The following is an 11,684-nucleotide window of genomic DNA, read 5'->3' as shown; positions in this document are numbered from 1 at the left end:
GCACCGATCGACGCCGGGCCGCGTTCAAGTGGGGTGAACGAGGTGCAGCCGCCGCGGTGGGCGGTGTGGGTGGCGCGGGCCGTCGCCGTGGTGGTCGTGGTGCCGGTGCGGGTGGCGTGGGAGGGGCTCAAGGTCGCCGGGCGGGCGGTGCGGCGGTTCCTGCTGCGCCCGTTGGGCGTGGTGCTGGCGTGGGTGTGGGACGGCGTGCGCGCGGTGTGCCGGTTCCTGTGGCACCGGATGTTCACGCCGGTCGGCCACGGGCTGCGGTGGTGCGGCGGGGTGCTGGTCCGGTTCGTGCTGCGGCCGCTCCGGGTGGCGGTGCGGTGGCTGGCCGGGTGGGTGGGTCGCGGCGTCGCCGTGGTGTTCGACGGCGTGCGGCGCGCGTTGCGGGCGGTGGCGCGGTTCGCGCTGAGGCCGGCGGGGCGGGGTCTGCGTCGGCTGCTGCGGCCGGTCGGGCGGTGGTCGCGCCGGGCCGGTGCGGTGGTCGGTCGGTTCCTGCGGGCCGTGCTGCTGCGGCCGCTCGCGTGGTGCTGGCACAACGTGGTGGTGCGTGGTTTGCGCGCGCTCGGCGCGGGGTTGTGGTGGCTGGCGCGGCTGTTCGGCGAGGCGTTGTGGTGGGCGTTCCGTGTGGTGGGGCGGGCGCTGCGGGCAGTCGGTCGGGTGATCGGGGACGCCGTGGCCTGGGCGTGGCGGCTGCTGGCCCGGGCGTTCCGGGCGGTGGTGGTCACGCCCGTCCGTTGGCTCTGGCGGGTGGCGGTGGCGCCGGTCGGCCGGCTGCTCGGGAGGGTGTGGCGGGCCGTGGTCGTGGCGCCGGCGCGCTGGGTGCGCGCGTCCGTCGTGGCCCCGGTCCGGCTGGCGGGCCGGCGGGTCGGCGCGCAACTGCGCGCGCTGCTGGGCGTTCGACGGGGGTGAGCCCGCGTCTCAGTGGTCTCTGAGATCCGATCGGTAGTTTCGGCCGGGTTGGTGCCCCCACCGGATCGGGAGGATTCAGTGAGATCAACTCCTCGGGTCGTCGGATCGGTGCTCGCCCTGGTCACGGCGTTGGTGCTGCCCCTGCTCGGCTCGTCGGCCTCCGCGTCGGCGGGAGCGACGGCGCGCACCTGGCAACTGGAGAAGTGGGACCTGCCGCAGCGGATGTGCGTGCTGCACAACTCCGGCGACGGGGTCCACCGGTCCTACCTGATCTTCGCGGTGACCGGCCAGTGGTCGACCGACCTCGACTTCGGAATGCGCGACCTGCCGCCGGGCTGGACGGCCCTGCAGAGCCACCTCCCGCCCGGCTCCAACCACCCCGACCCGGACGACGGCGGGGTCATGGTCAACGGGTGGATCTCCGTGCAGGGTCCGACGTCGGTCCCGATGGGCGTGTACCGCCCGTTGATCTGGGTGTCGGACGGGGTGGTGACCGACACGGCCGCGGTCGAGATCGTCGTCAGCACCGCGTCCTGGCTGGAGTGCATGCAGGACCGGGGCTGACGCCGCGCGGTGGTCAGCCGCCGGTCGCGGCCAGCACCGCCTCGGCGATCGCCTCGTGCCCCGCCGGGGTGGGGTGCACGTCGGCGAGCCGGCAGAAGTAGGTCAGCTCGCAGACCTTCGCGACCGGCGTCGGGATCGGGCCGTAGGTCGGGTCCTGGGTGGTCTCGGTCAACGGCCCGTAGCCGCCGGTCGCCGCGGTGACGTCCACGAACGTCGCCCCGACCTCCTCGTACTCGGCCCTGAGCGCGGCGTTGAAGAAGTCCCGGAACAACGACACCGACAGGCGGGCGAGGTCCCGGCCGTTCGGGAACGCCGAGGACACCCACGCGCCGAGGAACACGTCCGGGTAGGTCAGGCCCACGATCGGGGCGTCACCGGCGGCCTCGCGCAGGACGGGCAGGACGGCGGCCAGGTTCGCCCGCACCTGCTCGACGGCCTGGGACGCGCACGTCAGCGCGTCCTGGGCCCGCGCGCACGGCGCCAGGTCATTGCCGCCGATCAGGACCGTCACCAGGCCGACCCGGCCCTGGTTCGCCCGCAGCTCCGCCACCGCCGCGTCGAGCTGCGTGCGGCCGGCCGGGTCGGGCGCGCCGGGGCCGCGGTTGGCCGGCGCGCAGCCGGGCTCGGACCGCATCTGCGCGGACGTCGCCCCGCTGCACGCCACGTTGACCAGCCGCGACCCCGACCGCTCGGCGACGAGGTAGGCGAAGCCGTCCCGCGCGTCGCCCTCGTCCACCGGCCGGTAGCCGGTCGCGTAGGAGTCGCCCAACGACACGTGGACCCGCTCGGCGGACGGCGTGCCGCCGGTCGACGCCGCGGTCGTCGTGGAGGACGTCGGCGGCGGGGCCGCGTCCGGCTGCGCGGTGCACGCCCCGAGCGCCACCGCCACCGCCCCGACCAGCACCGTCCGCCGCAGTCCCGGCACCTCGACCCCTTCCCGCGCGACCCGTCCGGCCGTCCACGCTACCGGGCGCGGGCCGTGCGCACCGGGCGTCCACTGTGGACGACGGGTCGGTCAGGCCGCGCCGTCGAGGTGGGACACCAGGAAGTCCGCCAGGTCGCCGATCGCCTTGACCTCGTTCGCCCGGTTGGTGAAACCGTGGCCCTCGTCGGCGTAGACGTCGTACCGCACCTCCACCCCGCGCCCGCGCAGGGCGGCTACGATCTGGTCGCTCTCCGCCTTCACCACCCGCGGGTCGTTGGCTCCCTGGATCACGAACAGCGGCGCGGTGATGGCGTCGGCGTAGGTGATCGGCGAGCGTTCCAGCAGGAAGTCGGGCTCGGTGTCGGGGTCGCCGACCCAGTCGGCCATCTCGGCCCGCCACGTCTCCGGCACCGACCGCGCCATCGTGAGCAGGTTGGACGGACCCACCAGCGACACGCCCGCGGCCCACAGCGACGGCATCCGGGACAGGCACGACAGGGTCGCGAAACCGCCGTAGGACGCGCCCCACACCGCGATCCGCGCCGGGTCCACCCAGCCCAGGCCGTGCAGGAACTTCACCGCGTGCTCGAAGTCGCCCAGCTCGTCGCCGCCGAAGTCGCGCAGGATGAGCTGCGCGTAGGTCTTGCCGTACCCGGTGGACCCGCGCACGTTCGGCGCGAGCACCGCGATGCCCCGCGCGACCAGGTACTGGTAGAGCCCGGAGTAGTTGTACTGCGGCCGTTCCTGGGCCTGCGGCCCGCCGTGGATGGAGATCACCACGCCGCGGACGTCGTCGCCGCGCGGCCGGTACAGCCACGCGGGCACCTCCAGGCCGTCGTGCGTCGGGTAGCGCACCAGCTCGGGTTCCACGAAGTCCGCCCGGACCGACGGCGCGCTGGAGGTCAGGTGGCGCAGCTCGTTCGCGGCCAGGTCCAGCGCGACCACCTCGAACGGCCGCGCGCCGGTCGCCAGCAGGAACGTCACCACGTCGCCCACGACGGACAGCGACTCGATCACCCCGGACGGCAGCTCCGGCAACGTGACCAGCTTCCCGTCCCGCAGCACGAACAGCCGTGAGACGCCGTCCTCGTTCACCGTCCAGGCCCGCACCCCGCCGCCGGCGGCCACGTGCTCGACGTCCCACGGCGGCGTCGCCAGGTCCGTGATCGCGCCGGTGGCCAGGGAGTACGACCCCAGCGCGAGGAATTCGCCGCCGGTGTCGTGCAGCAGGAGGAAACCGGACGAGTCGGCCGCCCACGGGCCGGGGACGTGCAGCCGCTTGCCCTCGTGCGCGGTCAGGACCCACAGCGGCGCGTCCGGCTCGTGCAGGTCCACGAGACCGAGGTCGGAGTCGTTGTTGCCGTGCGAACCCGAGGTGAGCAGCCAGCGGCCGTCCGGCGACACCGAGACGGCGTGCAGCAACGTGCCCTCGATCGACTCGACCCGCCGGACCGCCCCGGTGTCGAGGTCCTGCACCAGCACGTCCTGCACGGCCGGGTCGCGGTCGTTGGCCGCGTAGACCACGCTCCGGCCGTCCGGCGTGAACGGCGAGGGCGCGTCGTAGCCGTGGATGGAGGAGCCGAGCACGTGCTGGCGTCCGGGCGCGTGGGTGAGCCGCCGGGCCGGGCCGCCGTCGACGTCGACCAGGTAGAGCTGGAACTGCTCGTCGCCCTGGAAATCGGCGGTGTAGAGCAGCCGGCGGCCGTCCGGCGACCACGCGACCTGCCGCACCGAGCGTTCGGCGTGGTCGGTCAGCTTGCGGGCCGGGCCTCCCGCCACGGGCGCCACGTACAGGTTGTGCGGCCCGTCGGTGTTGGCCGCGTACGCCACGAACGTGCCGTCCGGCGACAGCGCGACGTTCGAGCGGAACCGCTGCCTGGCCGCGAAGTCGCGGTACTCAGTCATCTTCTCCCCCTGGGTGTGGTCGTCGGAGCGGCATCATGGACACCGCGATGTCGATGGGCGCGGTGCCGGCCCGTCGCTGGGACGGCGCACCGCGCTCCACGTAGCGGTTGATCACCTCTTGCAACGCGTCCCGCAACTCGACCACCTCGTCGACGGTCAGGTGCAGCACGGCGAACGACTCGGACGCGGCCCCCCGCCACCGCTCCGGGTACTCGTCCCTGGTGCGCCACCACTCGGCCTGCCGGTGCTGGCGGCGAACCCAGCGCAACTCGTCCAGCGCCCGCAACGCCGACAGCCCCTCCGGGTCGAGGTCGCGCGTGACGATCTGCGTCTCCTGCTCGACCAACCGCCACGGCCGCTGCCGGCCGACCCCGCCGTCCGCCTCCTCCACGAAGCCGTGACGTGCCAGCAGGCGCAGGTGGAACGAGCAGTTCGCCGGCGTGGTGCCCAACTCGGTCGCCGCCTCGGTGGCGGTGAGCTGTCCTTCCCGGGCGAGCAGCTCCATCAGCCGCACCCGGAGCGGGTGGCTGAGCGCGCGGAGGTCGTGCGCATCGGTGAGCTTGCGCCGGTCGAAAGACATGTTTCGAAACTACTGTTGCGATCCCACCAGGTCAAGCCTCTCCAACACCTCCACACCCCTCGTTGTCCGCCCCTTCCGGCACCAATCCCTCCCACCCCTACCGGCCACGCGAACACGCACTTCCCCCAAAGGAGGGCTTCGTGTCATCCCGCCGACCTGGCGCAGCCCTACCGCGCGTGTCAAGGGGGCACTCCCAGCCCTACCGCACCTGACGCTGGAACGGCCCCCTTGACGCGTGCGGTAGCCCTTGTGGAGGTCGGCGGGATGACACGAAACCCGACCAACGACGCAACCGGGGCTTCACCACCCACCCCCGTCATCCTGCTGATCTGCCCGTCCGGCGAGGACGCTTTTGATCCGCCCTCCATGGTCGAGGCACGGATCAGCAACCCGGACCGACTCGCGGGCCTGCTGCTCCCATAAAGCGTTGTCACCCCTGCAACGGACGGTCCTGGACTGGCTGTACACCCGGCACCACGACGGGCGGGTTCGGTATCTACGGGGGCATTCGCCGGGGAGAACGCGCCGTTCACCGAGCTGACCCGGCAGCGGGCCGCGAGCTACTGGAACTGCTACCACCGGTACCGGCACCCCGCGTTGTCCGACTACCCGGGCCGCCGCCTGGTGGCGGCCCTGGAGGCAGCCGCCCGCCGGTCGACCGGGGACGGCGTGCGCCACCTGACCGAATCGGGGCTGGACGAACGGGGGAGCGGTGCGCGAGAGTCGAGGCGGTGATCGGGCACGCGGATCACCTGACAACGTTGTCACCCAGAGAGGCTCCCTGCCGATGCCGCTCCGCCGAGGCACCACGCTCCTGCTGGCCGCCGCCCTGGCCCTGTCAAGCGCACCCACCGCCACCGCCGACCCCGCCACCGCCACCGCCGACCCCGCTACCGCCGACCCCGCCACCGCCAGCGCCGACCCCGCTACCGCCGCCGCCGACCCCGCCGCCACCAAACCCGCCACCAAACCCGCCGCCGAACCTGCCTCACCCGACCCGGTGGACCCGACGACGCTGGTCAACCCCTTCGTCGGCACTCAGAACTTCGGCAACACCTTCCCCGGTGCGAGCATGCCGTTCGGCATGGTGCAGGTCAGTCCCGACACGGGCGGCCAGGGCGGGTACGACTACCTGCAGCAGGAGATCCACGGGTTCAGCCAGACGCACCTGTCCGGCGTCGGCTGCGGCGTGGCGGGGGAGTTGCCGGTGATGCCGACGACCGGCCCCGTGGACAACGTTGACACCGCCGGCTACCGGTCGCGCTACTCGCACGCCGACGAGGAGGCCCGCCCCGGCTACTACCGCGTCGGCCTGTCCCGCTACGGGGTGAACGCCGAGCTGACCGCCACCCCGAGGACCGGCTGGCAGCGGTACGCGTTCCCGGCCGGCGCGCAGGCGAACGTGCTGTTCAACACCGGCAAGGCCAACCAGCAGGTGCTCGACTCCGAGGTGCACGTCGTCGGCGACCGGACCGTCGAGGGCCGGATCAGGGCGGGGCGGTTCTGCGCCGGCCGCGACGAGCACACCGTGTACTTCACCGCCACGTTCGACCGCCCGTTCTCCGCCTTCGGCACGTGGCGCGGCACGACGCGGTCGCCGGGCGTGCCGGACGCGGCCGGCCAGGGCGGCAACGGCGCGTGGGTGACCTTCGACGCGACCGCCGACCGGGACGTGGTCCTCAAGGTCGGCCTGTCCTACACCGGCCCGGAGGGCGCGCGGAAGAACCTCGCGGCGGAGACCGGCGACTCCTACGACTTCGACGCCACGCGCGCCAAGGCGCACCAGGCGTGGGTGGAGCGGCTGAACGCGGTCCGGATCGACGGCGGCACGGCGGAACGGCGGACCGCGTTCTACACCGCGCTCTACCACTCGCTGCTGCACCCGAACCTGGCCGGCGACGTGGACGGCCGCTACCTGGGCTTCGACGGCCTCCCGCACACCGCGCGGGACTTCACGCCGTACCAGAACCTGTCGCTGTGGGACACCTACCGACCGCAGAACCAGCTCCTCGAACTGCTGGAACCGCAGGTGGCGCGGGACGTGGCGCTCTCGGTGGTGGCGAGCGGCCGGGACGGGGGGTGGCTGCCGCGCTGGGCGCTGGCCAACAGCGAGACCAACATCATGACCGGCGACCCGGTGACGCCGTTCCTGGTGGAGGCGTGGTCGAAGGGCCTGCTCGCGGGCCACGAGGAGGAGGCGTACGAGCTGCTCAGGCGCAACGCCACCACCGTCCCTCCCGCGGACTCGCCGTACAACGGGCGGTCCGGTGTGGAGCACTACCTCGACCGCGGCTACATCCCGTCCGGTTTGGAGCTGGGCGTGGACTGCGCGCACAAGGGCGGCGACAACGACTGCGTGCACCCGGCGTCGGCGACGCTGGAGTACGCGGCGGCGGACGCGGCGCTCGCGCTCATGGCGGCGGGCCTGGGCAAGCGTGACGACGCGCGCGTGTTCGCCGAACGCGGGCAGTGGTACCGCAACCTGTGGGACGCCTCGACCGGCCACTTCCGCCCCCGCACGGTCGACGGCACGTGGGTGACGCCGTACGACCCGGTGGCGGCGGGCCACCAGTTCCACGAGGGCGGCGCGTTCCAGTACCAGTGGTTGGTGCCGCAGGACCCGAACGGTCTGGTGCGGCTGATGGGCGGGCGGCAGGCGGCCGAGCGGCGGCTGGACGCGTTCTTCGCCTACGACGAGCTGCTCGCCGACCCGGCCCGCACCGTGCGCGAGGACTGGATCACCCAGCCCTACGACTACTACGGCAAGCCCACCTACAACCCCAACAACGAACCGGACCTGCTCGCGCCGTACTTCTACCTGTCCACGGGCACGCCCGCGAAGACGGCGACCGTGGTGCGCGCGGCGATGACGTTGTTCACCACCGGCCCGGACGGCATGACCGGCAACGACGACCTGGGCACGATGTCGGCCTGGTACGTGTTCTCGTCGCTCGGCCTGTACCCGACCATGAGCGGCGGCGACTTCCTGGCGCTGTCCAGCCCGCAGTTCCCCGGCGCGACCGTCCGGACGGGACGCGCCACGCTGACCATCACCGCGCCCGGCGCGAGCGACGCCAACCGGTACGTGCAGCGGGTCGCGTTCAACGGCCGGGACGTGCGCAAGACGTGGCTGGACTGGGACACCGTCGTCGGCGGCGGCACGCTGGCGCACGAACTCGGCGCCACGCCGTCGTCGTGGGGCACCGGGCCGGGCGCGGAGCCGCCGTCGGTCAACCGCGCGCAGGCCGACGCCCGGCGGCACGTCGACGCGTCGTTGCGGCAGTCCACGGCGGTCGTGCCGACGGCGGACGCGCCGCAGACCGTGGCGCTGACCCTGGACGTGCTCGCCCAGGCGCCGGGCGCGGTGCCCGTCGACGTGTCGGCGACCGCGCCGGCCGGCTGGTCGGCCACGACGACGCGGCACTTCGTGATCCACTCCGGCCGGTTGCCGACCCAGCGCACGGAACAGGTGGTGGTGACCGTGCCCGCCGGCACGCCGATCGGCCGCTACCCGGTCCGGGTCGCGGTGAGCGGGCCCGACACCGTCGTGCGCGAGGCCGTGGTGGAGCTGCGGCGCGCGGCCACGTGCGCGGTGGCCGGGGAGCAGTGCGCCGTGGACCTCGCCGGCGAGTACAACCACGACGGCACGGCCACGGTCGCGGCGTCCGACCAGGGCGACTTCGACGGCCAGGGCTGGAGCTACGACGCCGCGCTGCTGCCCGCCGCGGGTCCCGCGGTGCTCGGCGGCGTGACCTACCAGGCGCCGGACGCGACCGGGACCGCGCCGAACTTCGTGGAGGCGCGCGGCCAGGCCCTGCTGCTGCCCGCCGGGCAGCACGCCGCGCTGCGGCTCGTGGCGGCGTCGCACAACGGCCCGGTGACGGCCGGCGTGACGATCCGGTACGCCGACGGCAGCACCGCCGAGGCGTCGGTGGCGGTGGGGGACTGGGCGGGTTCGGGCGGCACGGTGCTGCTGGAGATGCCGCACCGCATCAAGCGCGGTCAGGGCGTGGACGGCCCGCCGGTGCGCCTGTTCGGCGTCTCCGTGCCGCTCGACCCGGCCAAGGCGGTGCACTCGATCACCCTGCCCGACGACCCGAGGGTGGAGGTGTACGCGATCACCCTGGTCTGACGCGCCTTGCCTTGACGTCCGCGTCACCACCTACGGTCGGGGTCCATGGAGTTCGCCGTCAGCTACAGCACGCCCCACTTCGGCGTGGACCCCGACCGGATGGTGGCCTACGCCCGGCACGCGGAGGCGTGCGGGTTCGAGGCGGTCTACCTGCCCGAGCACATCGCCGTGTACCCGGGGGCGACCGTCGGCGCGCACCCGATCCCGCCCGCCCTGCCCTACGCGGACCCCGTGGACTGCCTGAGCTTCATCGCCGCGGCGACCGAGCGGATCCTGCTGGGCACGGGCGTGCTGCTGGTGCCCTACCACCACCCGGTGGTGCTGGCGAAACGCCTGGCGACGGTCGACGTGCTGTCGAAGGGCCGGATGCGGCTGCTGACCGTGGGGCTGGGCACGTTGCCGGGCGAGGCGAGCGCGGTCGGGGTGGACTTCGCCACCCGCGGTCGCCGCGCCGACGAGGCGATCGACGTGCTGCGGCTGCTGTGGGAGGGCGGCGAGGAGGGCGTGAGCTTCGACGGCGAGTTCTTCTCGTTCGAGGACCTGTGCAGCTTCCCCAAGCCGCACGGGGTGGCGCGCCTGCCGATCCACGTCGGCGGGTCGAGCCGGGCCGCCGCGCGCCGGGCCGGGCGCCGTGGCGACGGGTACTTCCCCGGCGGGATGCCGACGCCCGACGAGCGCGCGGCCCGGTGGGACCTCGCGCGGGCGACCGCCGCCGAGGCCGGCCGTGACCCGGACGCCCTGGAGCACACCCGCTGGGGCTCGATCGACCTGGGCCCGGACCAGGTGGCGGGGCTCGCCGAGCAGGGCGTGACGCGGGTCGTGGTGAGCGCCACCAGCCCGGACCCGGCCGAGCAGCGCGACCAGCTCTCGGCGTTCGCCGAGCGGTTCGGGCTGGGGTAGGGGTCCGCGCGACCTTCGGGCTCCCGCACCGGCCTCGTCGCGAAGCGCTCACGGCGTGTCACGCTCGGTGGTCGGATCTCAACCCTGCGGAGGTTTCGATGAAGCGCACAACCGTTGTGGTGAACGGGGTGTTGGGCGCCTTGGCGCTCACCGCCGGCCTCCTGGTCGGCACGCCGCCGGCGGGCGCGGCCGAAGGCGACGTCAAGCTCGCCGCGCCCGGCACGGCCGTGCCGGGGCACTACCTGGTGGTGCTCAAGGACGACGTGGCCGTCCAGGCCGCCGACCTCACCGCGAAGCACGGCGGCACGGTCACGGCCACGTGGCGGCACGCGTTACGCGGCTTCGCCGTCCGCGCCGATGAGAAGGAGGCCAGGAGACTCGCCGCCGACCCGGCGGTGCGGTCGGTCAGCCAGGACGGCCTGGTCCAGGCGGTCGACACCCAGCCGAACCCGCCGTCGTGGGGCCTGGACCGGATCGACCAGCGCGACCTGCCGCTGAACGCGTCCTACGGCTACGACACGACCGCGGCCACCGTGCGCGCGTACATCCTCGACACCGGCATCCGCACCACGCACGCGACGTTCGGCGGCCGGGCGTCCTGGGGCTACGACGCGGTGGACGGCACCAACACCGACTGCAACGGCCACGGCACGCACGTGGCCGGCACGGTCGGCGGCAGCCAGTACGGCGTGGCCAAGGAGGTGCGGCTCGTCGCCGTCCGCGTGCTCAACTGCGCGGGCTCCGGCACGTTCGCCCAGGTGATCAGCGGCGTCGAGTGGGTGACCGCGAACGCCGTGAAGCCGGCGGTGGCGAACATGAGCCTCGGCGCGCCCGCGTCCGCGGCCACCGCGCCGCTGGAGACGGCCGTGCGCAACTCCATCGCCTCCGGCGTCACCTACGCCCTGGCGGCGGGCAACTCCAACACCGACGCGTGCGGCTTCAGCCCCGCGCTGGTGGGCGAGGCGATCACGGTCAACGCCTCCACGATCACCGACGCGCGGGCCTCGTTCAGCAACTACGGCACGTGCAGCGACCTGTTCGCGCCCGGTCAGGACATCACGTCGGCGTGGCACACCGGCGACGCCGCCACCAACACCATCAGCGGCACGTCGATGGCCGCGCCGCACGTCGCGGGCGCGGCGGCGCTGTACCTGGCGACCCACCCCGGTGACGCGCCGGCGACCGTGCAGGCCGTGCTGGTCAACGCCGCCACGCCCAACAAGATCACCAACCCGGGCGCGGGCTCGCCCAACCGCCTGCTCTACACCGGCGCGACGACCGGTGGCCCGTCGACCGTCACCGCGGTCCGCTACCTCGGCGGCCGCGACCACCTCACGTCGGTCACCGGCGCGCCGTCCGGCTACGTGGTCGAGAGCGCCCTGGGCCGGCTGCTGACCAGCCAGGCGCCCGGCACCCACGCGCTGTACCGCTGCGTGACCGGGGGCTGGGACAACTTCACGTCCTACGACGTCAACTGCGAGGGCCGGACCCGCGTCGGCCTGCTCGGCTACGCCCACGACGGCGCGGTCGCGGGCAGCCACCCGATCTACCGGTGCGTGGTGCGGGCCAACGGCGACCACATGGAGTCGTTCGACCCGAACTGCGAGGGCCAGATCACCGAGGGCAGCCTCGGCTACTTCCTCGACTGAGCCGGTCCGGGGGGGGGGGGGGGGGGGCCCGCCCCCCCCCCCCCCCCCCCCGCCCGCCGCCCGCCCCCGGACCGCGCCCCCCCGGCCCGCGGCCCCCCCCGCCCGCACAGACCCCGC

At 73.9% G+C, this 11,684-nt stretch carries 8 protein-coding genes; 5 read left to right on the top strand and 3 right to left on the bottom strand.

The features are described 5' to 3' along the window. Positions 1-42: 42 nt before the first annotated feature. Together ACFXGA_RS12410 and ACFXGA_RS12405 are read left to right on the top strand one after the other, a co-directional pair. The gene (locus ACFXGA_RS12410) at positions 43-912 is read left to right on the top strand and encodes a hypothetical protein (protein ID WP_378087083.1); all 870 of its coding nucleotides are present in this window, start codon (positions 43-45) and stop codon (positions 910-912) included. A gap of 78 nt (positions 913-990) precedes the next feature. Further along, entirely contained in the window at positions 991-1,476 is a 486-nt protein-coding gene (locus tag ACFXGA_RS12405; RefSeq protein ID WP_378087081.1) for a DUF5980 family protein, read from the top strand. 13 nt (positions 1,477-1,489) lie between these two features. Here the strand turns inward: ACFXGA_RS12405 and ACFXGA_RS12400 are convergent, their stop codons facing one another. The 3 genes from ACFXGA_RS12400 to ACFXGA_RS12390 all read right to left on the bottom strand — a co-directional run bounded on the left by ACFXGA_RS12400 (position 1,490) and on the right by ACFXGA_RS12390 (position 4,886). Beyond that, the gene (locus tag ACFXGA_RS12400) at positions 1,490-2,401 is read right to left on the bottom strand and encodes a GDSL-type esterase/lipase family protein (RefSeq protein ID WP_378087079.1); all 912 of its coding nucleotides are present in this window, start codon (positions 2,399-2,401) and stop codon (positions 1,490-1,492) included. 90 nt (positions 2,402-2,491) lie between these two features. After that, complete coding sequence (locus ACFXGA_RS12395) at positions 2,492-4,306, bottom strand: S9 family peptidase (protein WP_378087077.1); 1,815 nt, start codon at positions 4,304-4,306, stop codon at positions 2,492-2,494. Continuing rightward, a complete protein-coding gene (locus ACFXGA_RS12390) occupies positions 4,299-4,886 on the bottom strand; it encodes a helix-turn-helix domain-containing protein (protein ID WP_378087075.1) in 588 nt (195 codons plus the stop codon). The genes ACFXGA_RS12395 and ACFXGA_RS12390 overlap by 8 nt, the downstream gene beginning before the upstream one ends. A 787-nt stretch (positions 4,887-5,673) precedes the next feature. On the opposite strand from ACFXGA_RS12390, the gene ACFXGA_RS12385 reads away from it, so the two are divergent. The 3 genes from ACFXGA_RS12385 to ACFXGA_RS12375 all read left to right on the top strand — a co-directional run bounded on the left by ACFXGA_RS12385 (position 5,674) and on the right by ACFXGA_RS12375 (position 11,567). Then, positions 5,674-9,018, top strand: coding sequence for a GH92 family glycosyl hydrolase (locus ACFXGA_RS12385; RefSeq protein ID WP_378087073.1), 3,345 nt, complete (start codon positions 5,674-5,676; stop codon positions 9,016-9,018). A gap of 45 nt (positions 9,019-9,063) precedes the next feature. Beyond that, complete coding sequence (locus ACFXGA_RS12380; RefSeq protein WP_378087071.1) at positions 9,064-9,918, top strand: TIGR03619 family F420-dependent LLM class oxidoreductase; 855 nt, start codon at positions 9,064-9,066, stop codon at positions 9,916-9,918. Positions 9,919-10,016: 98 nt separating this feature from the next. After that, positions 10,017-11,567, top strand: coding sequence for a S8 family peptidase (locus ACFXGA_RS12375; RefSeq protein WP_378087069.1), 1,551 nt, complete (start codon positions 10,017-10,019; stop codon positions 11,565-11,567). Positions 11,568-11,684 lie beyond the last annotated feature (117 nt).

The sequence above is a fragment of the Actinosynnema sp. NPDC059335 genome (genome assembly GCF_042752395.1).
Taxonomy (GTDB): Bacteria; Actinomycetota; Actinomycetes; order Mycobacteriales; family Pseudonocardiaceae; genus Actinosynnema.
The sequence above is the reverse complement of the archived record's forward strand: the minus strand, read 5'-3'. Positions and strand labels throughout refer to the sequence as shown.